The sequence below is a fragment of the Pseudomonas sp. ArH3a genome, assembly GCF_022648765.1.
Classification (GTDB): Bacteria; Pseudomonadota; Gammaproteobacteria; order Pseudomonadales; family Pseudomonadaceae; genus Aquipseudomonas.
On the sequence record NZ_CP080330.1, the window covers coordinates 3435903 to 3449580 of the forward strand.

Annotated in this window: 14 protein-coding genes; 8 read left to right on the top strand and 6 right to left on the bottom strand. The window is 61.4% G+C overall.

Annotated features, from left to right (window positions below):
* Positions 1-187 precede the first annotated feature (187 nt).
* Positions 188-1180: an AraC family transcriptional regulator gene (locus tag K0P33_RS15485; protein WP_242149276.1), complete on the top strand. Its 993-nt coding sequence runs from the start codon at positions 188-190 to the stop codon at positions 1178-1180.
* Positions 1137-2078, top strand: coding sequence for an alpha/beta fold hydrolase (locus K0P33_RS15490; RefSeq protein ID WP_242149278.1), 942 nt, complete (start codon positions 1137-1139; stop codon positions 2076-2078). Before K0P33_RS15485 ends, K0P33_RS15490 begins: the two co-directional genes overlap by 44 nt.
* On the opposite strand, the gene K0P33_RS15495 is transcribed toward K0P33_RS15490, so the two are convergent.
* Both K0P33_RS15495 and K0P33_RS15500 read right to left on the bottom strand, forming a co-directional pair.
* Positions 2041-3507, bottom strand: coding sequence for a HAMP domain-containing sensor histidine kinase (locus tag K0P33_RS15495; protein WP_094950568.1), 1467 nt, complete (start codon positions 3505-3507; stop codon positions 2041-2043). The genes K0P33_RS15490 and K0P33_RS15495 overlap by 38 nt on opposite strands.
* On the bottom strand, positions 3504-4214 hold the full coding sequence (locus K0P33_RS15500; protein ID WP_094950567.1) for a response regulator transcription factor: 711 nt from the start codon (positions 4212-4214) through the stop codon (positions 3504-3506). The genes K0P33_RS15495 and K0P33_RS15500 overlap by 4 nt, the downstream gene beginning before the upstream one ends.
* Positions 4215-4590: 376 nt before the next feature.
* Here K0P33_RS15500 and msrB point away from each other — a divergent pair, with 376 nt between their 5' ends.
* The 3 genes from msrB (at position 4591) to msrA (ending at position 7729) form a co-directional block, all read left to right on the top strand.
* Complete coding sequence (msrB, locus tag K0P33_RS15505; RefSeq protein WP_242149282.1) at positions 4591-5091, top strand: peptide-methionine (R)-S-oxide reductase MsrB; 501 nt, start codon at positions 4591-4593, stop codon at positions 5089-5091.
* A gap of 35 nt (positions 5092-5126) precedes the next feature.
* On the top strand, positions 5127-6887 hold the full coding sequence (locus tag K0P33_RS15510) for a cytochrome c biogenesis protein DipZ (protein WP_242149285.1): 1761 nt from the start codon (positions 5127-5129) through the stop codon (positions 6885-6887).
* 146 nt (positions 6888-7033) lie between these two features.
* Positions 7034-7729, top strand: a complete 696-nt coding sequence (msrA, locus tag K0P33_RS15515; protein WP_242149288.1) for a peptide-methionine (S)-S-oxide reductase MsrA — start codon at positions 7034-7036, stop codon at positions 7727-7729.
* A 242-nt stretch (positions 7730-7971) separates the two neighbouring features.
* Here msrA and K0P33_RS15520 read toward each other — a convergent pair whose 3' ends face one another.
* The 3 genes from K0P33_RS15520 to K0P33_RS15530 all read right to left on the bottom strand — a co-directional run bounded on the left by K0P33_RS15520 (position 7972) and on the right by K0P33_RS15530 (position 10871).
* Positions 7972-8400, bottom strand: a complete 429-nt coding sequence (locus K0P33_RS15520) for a nuclear transport factor 2 family protein (protein WP_242149292.1) — start codon at positions 8398-8400, stop codon at positions 7972-7974.
* 108 nt (positions 8401-8508) lie between these two features.
* Positions 8509-9459: an alpha-E domain-containing protein gene (locus K0P33_RS15525; RefSeq protein WP_094950561.1), complete on the bottom strand. Its 951-nt coding sequence runs from the start codon at positions 9457-9459 to the stop codon at positions 8509-8511.
* 2 nt (positions 9460-9461) lie between these two features.
* Positions 9462-10871: a circularly permuted type 2 ATP-grasp protein gene (locus K0P33_RS15530; RefSeq protein WP_242149295.1), complete on the bottom strand. Its 1410-nt coding sequence runs from the start codon at positions 10869-10871 to the stop codon at positions 9462-9464.
* A 463-nt stretch (positions 10872-11334) separates the two neighbouring features.
* Here K0P33_RS15530 and K0P33_RS15535 point away from each other — a divergent pair, with 463 nt between their 5' ends.
* The 3 genes from K0P33_RS15535 to K0P33_RS15545 all read left to right on the top strand — a co-directional run bounded on the left by K0P33_RS15535 (position 11335) and on the right by K0P33_RS15545 (position 12321).
* Positions 11335-11880: a hypothetical protein gene (locus tag K0P33_RS15535; RefSeq protein WP_094950559.1), complete on the top strand. Its 546-nt coding sequence runs from the start codon at positions 11335-11337 to the stop codon at positions 11878-11880.
* 79 nt (positions 11881-11959) lie between these two features.
* Positions 11960-12172 (top strand): hypothetical protein, encoded by a 213-nt coding sequence (locus K0P33_RS15540; protein WP_242149297.1) that lies wholly within the window; start codon positions 11960-11962, stop codon positions 12170-12172.
* Between the two features lie 11 nt (positions 12173-12183).
* Positions 12184-12321 carry a hypothetical protein gene (locus K0P33_RS15545; RefSeq protein WP_176462925.1) on the top strand — a complete coding sequence of 46 codons (138 nt, stop codon included), beginning with the start codon at positions 12184-12186 and terminating at the stop codon, positions 12319-12321.
* Here K0P33_RS15545 and K0P33_RS15550 read toward each other — a convergent pair.
* Positions 12312-13664: a sodium:proton antiporter gene (locus tag K0P33_RS15550; protein WP_242149300.1), complete on the bottom strand. Its 1353-nt coding sequence runs from the start codon at positions 13662-13664 to the stop codon at positions 12312-12314. The genes K0P33_RS15545 and K0P33_RS15550 overlap by 10 nt on opposite strands.
* Positions 13665-13678: the final 14 nt, after the last annotated feature.

Here is a 13678-nt window from a genome sequence, read left to right on the forward strand (position 1 = left end):
CGCGCAAGTCTTTAGCGGCCAACGCTTGCAGCGCGGTGGTGCTGGCACTGAAACCACTGTTGATGGGGGCTTGTTTACGCGTCATAACGCTTCTCCGTTTGGGGGAGGGTTACGTTCTTCTTTGGAGGCCGGACGCGGAATGCCCTAAAGTCTGTGTTTCTATCGCGATCGTCCGGAGGTTTTTATTGTGGATACCCTGTCCGAAGTGTTGGCCCTCTTGAAAAGCCACCGCACGTTATTTGCGGGCTTGAAGGCTGGCGGCACGTGGGCGGTGAATTTCCCGGCGCCGGAGGGCATCAAGTTCAATGCGGTGGTGGAAGGCAAGTGTTGGCTGGAAGTGGAGGGCGAGCCGGTGCCAATTGCCTTGAGTGAGGGCGATTGTTTTTTACTGACACACAATCGCCCGTGGAGATTGTCGAGCAACCTTGCACGGCAGGGCATTGACGCGCGCGACGTATACAGAGAGGCGGTGGGCGGCATCGCCAGCTTGGGCGACACCGTGGATTTGTTTCTGATTGGCGGGCTGTTCACCTACGGTGATGACGCGCGTTTGTTGCTCGATGGGTTGCCGCCGGTGGTGCGTATCAGCGCCAGGTCCGAACAGGCCGGCGTATTGCGCTGGTGCCTGGAGCGGCTTGCCCTGGAATATGCCAGCCCAAGACTCGGCGCGGCATTGATGACCGAGCATTTGGCGCAAATGATGCTGGTGCAAATCCTGCGGCTCTATCAATCTTCCTTGGGTGCCAGCACTCAAGGCTGGTTGGCGGCGTTGACCGACCCACGGCTGGCACCGGTACTTGCGCAAGTGCACGCCGAACCGGCGCGGCGTTGGACGTTGAGCGAAATGGCCAGTATCGCCAATCAGTCCCGTTCGACGTTTGCCTTGCACTTCAAGCAGCACGTCGGGATGCCGCCTCAGGAGTACCTGACCCACTGGCGCATGCACTTGGCGATAAAGGCTTTGAACACCTCGAGCAGCAGTGTGTCCAGTATCGGCCAGGCGTTGGGGTATCAGTCGGACAGCGCTTTCAGCAGCGCATTTAAGCGCCAGATGAATTGCTCGCCACGTGAATACCGTGAGCGCGCCCTACATAACACCCACAACACCCACAGCATCAGTCACAAGGAAGCCAGTGATGAGCGATATCCAGCACGAGAGGATCCAGGTCAACGGTATTGAGTTAAGCGTTCACATCGCCGGCCCCGAGCATGGTCAGCCTATCTGGCTGCTGCACGGGTTTCCTGAGTGTTGGCATTCCTGGCGCGAGCAGATTCCCGCGCTGGTCGCTGCCGGGTATCGGGTGTTCGTGCCTGAAATGCGTGGCTACGGCGAATCGAGTGCGCCTGCCGGGATCGCCGATTACGACTTACTGACGCTGTGCGCCGATATTCAACAGGCCATGAACCATTTCGGCCATCAACCGGTGGTGATGGTCGGCCATGACTGGGGCGCCGTGGTGGCGTGGCACCTCGCATTGCTCGGACCCGCGCGGGTCAGCCGCTTGATTACGATGTCGGTGCCGTTTGCCGGACGTGCCCGGCGCCCGGTAATCGAAATCATGCGTGAGCTGTATGCCGACCGCTTCAACTACATCCTGTATTTCCAGGAACCGGGCGTAGCCGAGCGGGAACTGGATGCCGACATCGAACGCACGCTGCGGCTGTTCATGCAGGATCAGGATGTGTTCCTGCAGAAGAAGCCGGCTAACGCCACCTTGCTCGAAGGCGTCTCGGCCCCCGGCACACTGCCGCCGTGGTGTGCTCAAGCGGACTTGGACGTTTACGTGCAAACCTTCAGCAAGCACGGTTTTCGCGGCGCGCTGAACTGGTATCGCAACTTCGAGCGCAACTGGCAGCGCACCGAGTGCCTGGCGGGCCAGCAAGTGCTGCAACCCACGTTGTTCCTGATTGGCGACCGCGACCCGGTCGGTGTGTTCGAAGCCCACACCCTCAAGCGCATGCCCGACGCAGTGCCCAACCTGCAACAGCAGGTGTTGGCCAACTGCGGTCACTGGGTCCAGAACGAGCAGGCCCAGCGGGTCAACGCGCTGATGCTCGCGTTTCTAGCGAGAACCTGAAGGTCGCGCCATGCCCGGGGCGGTCCACCAGTTGGATGCTGCGCCCGTGTAATTGCAGGATACGGTGCACGATGCGCAGGCCCAGGCCGCCATCGCGGCGCGCACCGCCGATGGTGAACGCGCGCAGGAACAAGCCATCGCGCAGCTCGGCATCAATGCCTGGGCCACTGTCACTGACGGTGACCGCCACACTGTTGGCCTCGGGTGACAGGATCACTTCGACTTCACCGTTTAGCGGTGTGTGACGCAAAGCGTTATCAAGCAGGTTGGTCAGCACGCGTTCGATCAAGCCCAGGTCGGCCAGTACTGTCGGCACCTGGCGCGGCAGGGTGGCGATAAGCTTGATGGACCGGGCTTCGGCGGTGAGTTCGAATTTCTGGAAGATGTCCTGCACCAGGTCCGGCAGTGAAAAGCCTTCGATCACCGGCTGCACGAAACCATGTTCCAGGCGCACCAGCTCCAGCAATGACTGGGCCAGCCCGCCGACCTTACGGCTTTGGTCCAGGGCGATGCCCAGGTAACGCCGGCGCTCTTCGGGGCTGAGGCTGGCGTCCTTGAGGCTCAGGGTTTCCAGGTAACCGTGCAGTGACGCCAGCGGCGTGCGCAGGTCGTGGGAAATATTCGCGACCATTTCCCTGCGTTCCTGATCCTGTTGGGTGATGGCGCGCCATTGCTCGCCCAGGCGGTTTTCCATTTGTACGAAGGCGTGGTCGAGCACAGCGATTTCATCGCCGCTGTCGAGTTTGGGGCGGTTGATTTGCGCGGGTTCGGGCGCGCCGTTGATGTCGAACTGGCCGACCTTGTCGGTCAACTGGCGCAGCGGTCGGGTGATCCAGGCGAAGGCAATCAGGCCGGCCAACAGGCAGAGCAGGGCGACCAGGCCGATGGACCACAGGGCGATTTTCAACGCCATGCCCGTGGCATCTTTGGCGTCATACACGTCGTGGGCTTCGCCCAGCAGCACCACGTACAAGAATCCGGTTTGCTGGCCGTTGGCTTTGAGCGGCGCGGCGCTGAACACCTTGCGCCCATCGACGCTGCGCGGGTCGTCGCCGAGGATCGGCAGCATCGCGCCGCTCAAGAAGCGCCGAATCGGCGCCAGATCGACCTTATCGCGCAGCAAATGCCCTGCGGGTGCGGCATTCCCGACCACGCGCCCGTCGATATCGAGCAAGTACACCTCGACACTGGGGTTGACCAGCATCAACTGGCTGAACAGGTTGCGTACTGCGTCGGGCTTGAGGCCGTCGGCGTCCATCAGTTGCGTGTCGCGGGCGATGTGCGCCGCCAGGTCGCGGGACAGGCCTTGCACCACTTCCAGTTCGTGCATGTGGTTGGAGCGCACCTGCAGCCATGCCGAGGTGCCGCTGCAGATCACCAGCAACACGGCGAACACCACCGACAGGCGCTGGGTCAGGGTCAGTTTCATGGCGAACTCTCGGCAAACTTGTAGCCCCGACCCCACACCGTGAGGATGAGCACCGGGTTGGCCGGGTCGGCCTCGACCTTGGCGCGCAGGCGGTTGATGTGGGTGTTCACGGTGTGTTCATAACCTTCGTGGCTGTAGCCCCACACGGCGTTGAGCAGGTCCATGCGCGAGAAGACTTTGCCCGGTTGGCGCGCGAAGAAATACAGCAGGTCGAATTCCCGTGGCGTGAGGTCCAGGCGCTGGCCTTGAAGGGTAGCGTCGCGGGTCAGCGGGTTGATGAACAGCTGGCCGAGGTCGAGGCTGCCGGCGTCCATCTTCAAGTTGCGCGCCATGGCATCAACCCGGCGCAGCAGCGCCTTGACCCGCGCCACCAGCTCCGGCATCGAAAACGGCTTGGCCAGGTAGTCATCGGCGCCCAGTTCCAGGCCAAGAATGCGGTGCAATTCACTGGAGCGTGCGCTGGTGATGATGATCGGTGTGTAGCGCGTCATGGCGCGGGCACGGCGGCAGATTTCCAGGCCGTCGACGCCGGGCAGCATCAGGTCGAGGATCAGCGCGTCCCAGCCGCCTTGCTCGAGCAGGCGCAGGCCTTCGTTGCCATCGGCGCTGTGCACCACCTCAAACTGCTCGTCGCGCAGGTGCAGGCAGATCAAGTCGGCAATATGGGCATCGTCCTCGACCACGAGGACACGTTTGGGCTGATCCATGCTGAAAACCTTTAAAAACCTTGGCTTGTAGTCCGCGCATTGTGCGGGTTTTGCAACAGTGTAGTTATCACGAATTGTTTAACTCTGCGTGAGGATTTCGCGACCACCCAAGGCCCAGGATGACCCCATTGCAAGAGCGAGCGAGCTTTTGTGGCGAGCGGGCTTGCCCTAATGCCGTTCAGTTAAGCGAACGCAATGCCCAAAGCAGCGAAGATTAAATGTGGGAGCGGCGGTGCGACGATTCGACTTGCCCGCGATGACGTCGGCCCAGCAAACATGGATGTTGACTGACCCACCGCTTTCGCGGGCAAGCCCGCTCTTCAAATGAAGCCCGCTCACCACAGGTTCCGCGCCCGCCATCAATGAGGAAACCCCCATGTACTCACGCCGACAAATACTGCTAGCCACTGGCGGCCTGGGTGTCGCCGTCCTGGCCGGCGGCCTGCTCAAACACCTCAACATGGTCACCGAAGTCGAAGCCGCCGAAACCTTCGAAGTCACCCACACCGAGGCCCAATGGCGCAGCCTGCTAAGCGCCGAGCAATTCGCCGTGCTGCGCGAGGAGGGCACCGAACGCCCTTACACCAGCCCACTCAACGATGAACACCGCACCGGCACCTTTGCCTGTGCCGGCTGCGCCTTACCGCTGTTTTCCTCAAGCACCAAGTTCGACAGCCACACCGGCTGGCCAAGCTTCTGGCAGCCGCTGGACAACGCCGTCGCCAGCCACGTCGACACTTCCTACGGCGTGGTGCGCAAGGAAATTCACTGCCGCCGGTGCGGCGGTCACCAAGGGCATGTATTTGACGACGGCCCGGCACCTACCGGCCTACGTTATTGCATGAATGGCGTGGCCATGACGTTCACGGCGGTTTAAGCCGATGTTTTCTTACACCTATAAGGGTCGATCCCATGTGGCTTCTGGTTCTCGCGTATCTGGGCGGCGTGCTGACAATTGTCAGCCCGTGCATCCTGCCTGTTCTGCCTTTTGTCTTCGCTCGCACCGGGCAGCCGTTTATGCGCAGTGGCTTGCCGCTGTTAGCGGGGATGGCGGTGACGTTCGCCCTGGTGGCCTCACTGGCGGCAGTGGGCGGCGGTTGGGTGGTGCAAGTCAATCAATACGGGCGCTGGCTCGCGTTGCTGTGCGTTGCCCTGTTCGGGCTCACGCTGCTGCTGCCGCAACTGTCGGAACGCCTGACGCGGCCATTGGTAGCCGCCGGCAGTCGCCTGTCCGAAGCCGCTGGGGCCGATGCCAAACCGCGTCCGGGCGCCTCGTTCCTGATCGGCGTGGCCACCGGTTTGCTCTGGGCACCGTGCGCCGGGCCTATCCTGGGGCTGGTGCTCACCGGCGCGGCGCTACAGGGCGCCAGCATCGGTACGACCTTACTGTTGCTGGCGTACGCCGCCGGAGCTGCCACGTCCCTGGCCTTGGCACTGTTGGTCGGCGGTAAAGTCTTTGGCTTTATGAAGCGCTCCCTCGGTGCCGGTGAATGGCTGCGCCGTGGCCTTGGCGCGCTGATGTTGGCCGGTGTGGCCGCCATCGCCCTGGGCCTGGACACCGGCGTGCTGGCGCGCGTGTCGACGGCCTCCACCGGTGGCCTGGAACAAAGCCTGGTGGACACACTCAGCGCCAAGCCTGAGCAGAAGGGCGGAGCGATGATGGCCGGCGGCGCAATGATGGCGGCCGCCAACCACAACGACGCGCTGCCGATCGAAGGCACGCTGCCGTCGCTGGATGGCGCTGTGCAATGGCTCAACAGCCCGCCACTGACCGCCCAAGCGCTGAAAGGCAAAGTGGTGCTGGTGGATTTCTGGACCTACTCCTGCATCAACTGCCTGCGCAGCTTGCCCTACGTCAAAGCTTGGGCCGAGAAATACCGCGACCAAGGCTTGGTGGTGATCGGTGTACACGCCCCGGAATTCGCCTTTGAGCGCGACGTGGGCAACGTCACCCAAGCCATGAAGGATTTGGGCATCACCTACCCGGTGGCGATCGACAACAACTACAAAGTCTGGCGCGCGTTCAACAACCAGTACTGGCCGGCGCATTACTTTGCCGATGCCAAGGGCCAGATCCGCTATCACCACTTTGGCGAAGGCGATTACGCCGAGTCGGAGCGGGTTATTCAGCAGCTGCTGCGTGAAGCCGGTGCAACAAACGTTGCCGGCGGCCTGATCGAGGCCGACGCCAAGGGCGTGCAGCAAGCGCCGGACATGAACGAAGTGCAGTCGCCGGAAACCTACCTGGGCTTCCAGCGTGCGGAAAACTTCGTCACCACCGCCACTTTGGGCACCGACAAGGTGGTGGATTACCCGGCCGCCAGCAACCTGGCCCTGAACAACTGGACCCTGCAAGGCCAATGGAACGTCGGCGGCCAACAAGCCGCCCTCGACCAGGCCGGCGGGCGCATCGTCTACCGCTTCCACGCCCGTGACCTGCACCTGGTGCTGGGCCCGGGTGCCGATGGCAAGCCGGTGCGTTTCAACGTGACGATTGACGGCCAGGCCCCAGGCGCCGCACACGGCACCGATGTGGCGCCGGATGGCAGCGGTACGGTGACCGAACAACGCCTGTACCAGCTGGTACGCCAGCCCGCCGGGGTCAAGGACCGCACTTTCAGTATCGAATTTCTCGACCCGCACGTGTCGGCGTATGCCTTCACCTTCGGCTAACCCATCAATCTTGACGTGAAAACCCAATAAATGTGGGCGCTGGCTTGCCTGCGATGGCGGCAAGTCAGCCAACGCATCTGACACAGTTACACCGCTATCGCAGGCAAGCCAGCGCCCACATTCAACCGTGTTCTGGAGTGAGTTTAATGAAACTGCTTAAGTTCTTACCGGCCCTTGCCTTCGCCGCCTTTGTCGGCCAAAGCTCAGCCTTCTCCTTTGGCGCCTCTGACGACGCGGTCATGCTCGCGCCACCGGCCCTGGACCTGCCCGCCAACGCCGGCAACCTGCAAACCGCGGTCTTCGCCGGTGGCTGCTTTTGGGGTGTCCAAGGCGTGTTCCAACACGTGCAAGGCGTGAAAAACGCGGTCTCCGGCTACGACGGCGGCGCAGCTAACACCGCCCAATACGAATCGGTCAGCAACCGCGACACCGGCCACGCTGAGTCGGTCTCGGTGACCTACGACCCGAGCAAAGTCAGCTACGGCAAGTTGCTGCAGATCTACTTTTCAGTGGCCCACAACCCCACCGAACTGAACCGCCAGGGCCCGGACAGCGGCACCCAATACCGTTCGGAAATTTTCGCGCAGAATGCCGAGCAACAAAAAGTCGCCCAGGCCTACATCGCACAGCTGGACGCAGCCAAAGCGTTCGATAAACCCATCGTGACCAAAGTGGAGATGGGCAAGGCGTTTTACCCGGCCGAGTCCTATCACCAGGACTTCCTCACCGAAAACCCGTCGTACCCCTACATCGTGATCAACGACCTGCCAAAAGTGGCGCAACTCAAAAAGCTGTTCCCGGACCAATACCGCGCAGAACCGGTGCTGGTCAAAAACCAATAACCACCCCAAAACCCAATGAGCGCTCGTTCCCACGCTCCGCGTGGGAATGCCGCAATGGACGCTCTGCGTCCGCTTTTAAAGACCTGACGCGGAGCGTCACAGGATGCATTCCCACGCAGAGCGTGGGAACAATCATCAGCCCAACAAACACCGCAAAGCGGGCTTGCCCGCGATGGCGTCCGTTCAGCCACAACCCATGCAACTGAGCCACCGCTATCGCGGGCAAGCCCGCTCCCACATGTTTAACCTTTGGCTTTTGCCAGATAAGGCGCCAACCGCCGTCCCATCTCTCCCCCCAACGCCTGCAACCCACTCAACGGCCGCACCATCACTTCAAACTCAACGATCTGCCCCTGCTCATTAAAGCGAATCAGATCAATCCCCTTGAGTTGCTTGTCACCCACCCGCGCGCTGAACTCCAGCACCACACTGAGCCCATCGCCGGTGGCCAACTCACGGTGATAGGTAAAGTCCTCAAACACCTTGATCACCGTATTGAGGATCATCGACACCACCGGCGCGCCAGGGTAGGGCGTGTGCGCCATGGGCGAGCGGAACACCGCCTCAGGCGCCAGCAGTTCAGGCAGGGAGGTTAGGTCGCGCGTTGCCAACAGGGCGTGCCAGCGTTGCAGGGTCTGGGCGGCGGCGGGGGTCAGTGTCAGTTCGGACATGTTCGGTACCTGTTCTTATGATGGGAAGGCATTTCACCTGCCCAACATAAGAGCGGTAACAAAGCAGGGTCAATCACCCGAATTGACAGTTAAGTGACTGCAATGCACTCACACCACTTCAAGGTATGAGCTGTGAATCGCCCGGGCCAGTTCGCGCACGGTGTCGATAAAGTCCGTGAGCCGGCTGTGCAAGCCGTCTTCCAGGATTTCGTCGATGCCCGTATAACGCAGCCGCGCCTCGAACTCGGCGGCCAAACGCTGCGCCGTTCGGCCATAACTGCCGGGCAGGTCGGCCAGGATATGGCTCAGCTCCTCGATACACGCGTGCAACGATCGCGGCACATCACTGCGCAACAGCAGCAACTCCGACACCGAGCGTGCATTCAACGCATTCGGGTACAGCTCGGTGTACGCCTCGAACGACGACAACGCGCGGAGCAGGGCGCTCCACTGGTAATAGCCGCGTGCCGACAAGTCGCTGACTTCTTCCGACTCTTCACCAAACATCTCATAGCGCGCATCCAGCAGGCGCAAGGTGTTGTCCGCGCGCTCGACAAAGGTGCCCAGGCGAATAAACCGATACGCGTCATTGCGCATGATGGTGCCCGAGGTCGCGCCCCGGAACAGGTGCGAGCGCTGCTTGACCCAGTCGCAGAAGTGGCTGATGCCATGGCGCGCCAGGCCGCCGGCGGCGATGCTGCGCATTTCCAGCCAGGTGGCGTTGAGGTTTTCCCACATGTCGGCGGTGATCCGCCCGCGTACCGCGTGGGCATTGCCACGGGCGGCGCGCAGGCAGTTGTAGATGCTGGCGGGGTTTTCTTCGTCGAGGGCGAAGAAGTGCAGCATGCGCATCGCGTCCAGTTGTTTGTGACGCTCCAGGTAACTCTCCAGGGTGCCGCTGCTGAGCAACGACATCGCCAGTTCGTCCAGCCCATCGCTGCGCCCGGCCTGGGGCATCAACGACAGCGAGTAACTGACTTCGAGCATGCGCGCCAGGTTCTCGGCACGCTCCAAGTAACGCGACATCCAGTACAGATCTGCGGCGGTTCTACTCAACATACTCAGCCCTCCACCACCCAGGTGTCCTTGGTTCCGCCGCCTTGCGACGAGTTGACGATCAACGAGCCTTCCTTCAACGCCACGCGCGTCAGGCCGCCAGGCACCAGGCGGGTTTCCTTGCCTGAGAGCACGAATGGGCGCAGGTCGATGTGCCGTGGCGCGATGCCGTTTTCGACAAAGGTGGGGCAGGTGGACAGGCTCAAGGTTGGTTGGGCGATGTAGGCGTGGGGGCGTGCCTTGATGCGTTGGCGGAAGTCCTCGATCTCGGCGGCGGTGGAGGCTGGGCCGACGAGCATGCCGTAGCCGCCCGAGCCTTGGGTTTCCTTGACCACCAGCTCCGGCAGATGCGCGAGCACATGGGACAGTTCATCCGGCTTGCGGCACTGGAAGGTCGGCACGTTTTGCAGGATCGGTTCTTCATCCAGGTAGAAGCGGATCATTTCCGGCACATACGGGTAGATCGACTTGTCATCGGCCACGCCAGTGCCAATCGCATTGGCCAGCACCACGTTGCCCGCGCAGTAAGCCGCCACCAGGCCGGGCACGCCGAGCATCGAATCGGGGTTGAAGGCTTTGGGGTCGAGGAAGGCGTCGTCGATGCGCCGGTAAATCACGTCCACCGGTTTGGGGCCGTCGGTGGTGCGCATGAACACCTTGAGGTTGTGCACGAACAGGTCGGCGCCTTCCACCAGCTCCACGCCCATTTCACGTGCAAGGAAGGCGTGTTCGAAGAAGGCGCTGTTGAAGCGGCCCGGGGTCAGCACCACCACGTTGGGGTTGTCCAGGCGGCTGGAACTTTTCAGGGTCTTGAGCAGCAGGTTGGGGTAGTGGTCCACCGGCGCGATGCGCTGCTTGGCGAACACCTCAGGGAACAGGCGCATCATCATCTTGCGGTCTTCGAGCATGTAGCTCACGCCGCTGGGTGTGCGCAGGTTGTCTTCGAGCACGTAGTAGGTGCCGTCGCCGTCGCGCACCAGGTCCACACCGGAGATATGCGAGTAGATGTCGCGGTGCAGGTCCAACCCGACCATGGCCTTCTGATAACCCTCGTTGCCCAGCACTTGGTCCGCTGGAATGATCCCGGCCTTGATGATGCGTTGGTCGTGGTAGATGTCGGCGAGGAACATGTTCAGCGCATTGGCCCGCTGGATACAGCCGCGTTCGATGACGCTCCATTCACTGGCAGGGATGCTGCGGGGGATGATGTCGAAGGGGATCAGGCGCTCGGTGTCCTGCTCGTCGCCGTAGAGGGTGAAGGTGATACCGGCGCGATGGAACAGCAAATCGGCTTCGCGGCGCCGTTGGGCCAGCAGTTCCGGCGGCGTGTTGGCCAGCCAGCGGGAGAAATCCTGATAATGCGCACGGCACACGCCATCTGCGTCATTCATTTCATCAAAGAAAGATCGAGCCATTCCAGTACCTTGTCAGTGCCTGCATTGCTTGGTTGGCAAGTTGCTTGGTTGGCACTGCCGCAAAAAAACGCATTTTTTTATGAGCCCGTGGCTGATGGTGCCAACAGGCCTGGTCCTTACTTTCTTATGGGGTCGGCTCTGGGTCGGGGGGTAACGAATGCTCCTGTATCCGGGCAGATGAATGGATAAAGCAATGCGTGTGCCGGAATGGGGGGCTGGGTTGATTTAATCCTGTGGCGAGCGGGCTTGCCCCGCGTTGGAGTGCGCAGCGCTCCCGCTTTTTCTTGGGGCCGCTACGCAGCCCAGCGCGGGGCAAGCTCGCTCGCCACAATGAGCCTGCTCGTCAAAACACCGGGTTCACTACAAGGGTGCAAGGGATGTTCCACAATGGTGCATGAACAAACTTGAACTTCGCCCAGGCCCGATTCTTCTAACGAGACTCGAAACCTTGCGGAGCACCGTCGTGCCCAGAATCATCTCTCCCAACACCCCCGAAGCGGCCCTGACCGATCACAGCGAACACAACGCCAAGATCTTTGGTTCACCCAAGGACCGTCTCGACTTCTACCGCCGCGAGATCCAGTACGAAACCACCATCCTGGCCAACCGCACCGACGCCTACCTCACCGCGCAGTCGTTCCTGGTCATCGCCTTTGTCTCCGGCATGGGTAACCTGAACCCGGAGTGGGGCAAGTTCTTCACCTTGATCGTGCCGGTATTCCTGGCCTCCCTTGGCGTGCTCAGCTCCCTGAATGCCTGGCCAGGTATCCGCGCCGCGTACGAAATCATTGATCACTGGCACTACAAGCAGAGTGAACTGCTACGCAGCGAGCCGGTAATGGGCCTGGCCTATGACGATTCGCCGCTGTTCTGCGAGACCGAGTCATCCCACAAGGGCTATCGCAAGTCGCTGCTGTTCTCCATGCGCGCGCCGTGGCTATTCATGGTGTTTTGGGTATTGCTCGGCGCCTATGCGTTTTATATCCAGGTCGATAACCCGGTGTCTTAAGCAATTTGAACTTCATGACTCTGCGCACGACCTTACCTATACGCAGCCTGTGTTTTCCAAAACTGCGAAGAGGTGACCCATGAATACCAGCAACGATCCCCAAGTCAGCAACCGCAATGACCCGGCCATCGACGGTGGCGAACCGGCACCCGGCACCGCCGTCGACGCGCCGAAAGACCCAAAGCCTGCCAGCGACCCCAAAGCCAAGGAAAACGACTACAGTCCAGACTTCAAGCCTACGCCTGAGGCCAAGCCTGAAACCGACGCTGATATCGACACCCAAGGCGGTTAGAGGAGACGCTCATGTCCCACGAACTCGACGACGAAGAACTCAACGACCCGGGCAACGAAGACCCGGGTTCATTGATGGACGATGCACAAGTGCCGCTGAACGATCTGGACGACGCCGCGGATGTAGGCCATACCGAGAATCAAGACTGAGTGTTCACCTTGGCACGTCGTTCATACCACGCCAGCATCGGCTGGGTACTCAGGCCATGAACGACGATGCTCAAGGCGATCACTGACACCGTAAGGTTCACCGCCACCGCGCTGCTGGTGCCGATCAGCCCGTGGTTGAGCGCGTAGAACAGGTAGTAAATACTGCCGATGCCGCGAATGCCGAACCAGCCGATCAAGCCGCGTTGCCGGTAATCGATCAGGTTGCCCCAGGGCATTGCCAGCACACTGACCGGGCGAATCACGCAGAACAGCAATGCCGCCACCGGCAGTGCGCGCCAATCCCAATGGCTGGCCAGTACAATCCCCAGCACGGTCACCAGAAACACTTCCATCGAGCGCTCTACCAGGCTGCCGAATGACAGCATGTCGCCCATCATCACGCCGGCGGCGATCTGCGTATCGGCAAGTTCGCTGACATCACCTTTCAAGGCGCGCGCAGGTTCCACCTCCAAATGGCCCACCACCGGCAGCGCCAAATGCTCTGACGGCGTCTGTGAGTTGCCGGTGGATTTGAACTCGGCCTGGCGCAAGCCCAGCCCGGCGGCGAACACCGACAGAAAGCCGTAGCCACCCACCGCTTCAGCCGCCACGTAGGCCAGCGCAATCAGCGCCAGGGTCAGGTAATCGTTGGGCGACAACGTGCTGTCTGCATGGGCGATGCGCATCCACAGCGTCACACGTCCGATGCCACGGCCCATCCAGTAGCCCATCAACAGCCCGGCCGGCACCGCCCACAACAGGTTCTTCAACACCCAGCCACCGAACCAGTCACCGTCAAACCCGCCGTGCTGCATAAACAGCAGCGCGAAGATAACAAAGGGAAAGGCCGTGCCATCGTTGAGGCCGGCTTCACCGGACAAGCCAAAGCGCAGCGCGTCATAGTCCTGGGCATTATTGACCTGCACCAGCCCGGCCAGCACCGGGTCGGTCGGCGCAAGAATGGCGCCCACCAGCAACGACACGCCCCAAGGCAACGCGAACATGTAATGCAGCGCCAGGCACACGCCGAGAATCGTCAACAGCATCACCGGCCCGGCCATGCCGAATGCGACGCGCCACGTGCGGTGCCTGAGCGGCAGGCGCAGTTTCAGGCCGCTGACGAATAGGGAAAACAGCACCGCGACTTCGGTCAGGTGCTCCATCCAGCGTGCGGAGCCTTTGATATCGAGGTGCAACAGGTCGACACCGAGTGGGCCGATTGCCACGCCCAGCAGCAGGCACACCGCCGAGGTGGTCACCGGCATCCAGCGCAGGTAGGAGGAGGTGAGGGCGAGTGTGAGCAACACGGCGCCCAAGACGGCCAACCATAAAATAAACGTCATCGAGCGTGCACCAG

Bases quoted from the DNA above. Each gene is read 5' to 3' on its own strand.
- K0P33_RS15500 (WP_094950567.1), bottom strand. From the start codon at position 4,214: ATGGATCAGCCCAAACGTGTCCTCGTGGTCGAGGACGATGCCCATATT.
- K0P33_RS15520 (WP_242149292.1), bottom strand. From the start codon at position 8,400: ATGTCCGAACTGACACTGACCCCCGCCGCCGCCCAGACCCTGCAACGC.
- K0P33_RS15530 (WP_242149295.1), bottom strand. From the start codon at position 10,871: ATGGCTCGATCTTTCTTTGATGAAATGAATGACGCAGATGGCGTGTGC.
- K0P33_RS15490 (WP_242149278.1), top strand. From the start codon at position 1,137: ATGAGCGATATCCAGCACGAGAGGATCCAGGTCAACGGTATTGAGTTA.
- K0P33_RS15510 (WP_242149285.1), top strand. From the start codon at position 5,127: ATGTGGCTTCTGGTTCTCGCGTATCTGGGCGGCGTGCTGACAATTGTC.
- msrB (WP_242149282.1), top strand. From the start codon at position 4,591: ATGTACTCACGCCGACAAATACTGCTAGCCACTGGCGGCCTGGGTGTC.
- K0P33_RS15550 (WP_242149300.1), bottom strand. From the start codon at position 13,664: ATGACGTTTATTTTATGGTTGGCCGTCTTGGGCGCCGTGTTGCTCACA.
- K0P33_RS15540 (WP_242149297.1), top strand. From the start codon at position 11,960: ATGAATACCAGCAACGATCCCCAAGTCAGCAACCGCAATGACCCGGCC.
- K0P33_RS15545 (WP_176462925.1), top strand. From the start codon at position 12,184: ATGTCCCACGAACTCGACGACGAAGAACTCAACGACCCGGGCAACGAA.
- K0P33_RS15495 (WP_094950568.1), bottom strand. From the start codon at position 3,507: ATGAAACTGACCCTGACCCAGCGCCTGTCGGTGGTGTTCGCCGTGTTG.
- msrA (WP_242149288.1), top strand. From the start codon at position 7,034: ATGAAACTGCTTAAGTTCTTACCGGCCCTTGCCTTCGCCGCCTTTGTC.
- K0P33_RS15525 (WP_094950561.1), bottom strand. From the start codon at position 9,459: ATGTTGAGTAGAACCGCCGCAGATCTGTACTGGATGTCGCGTTACTTG.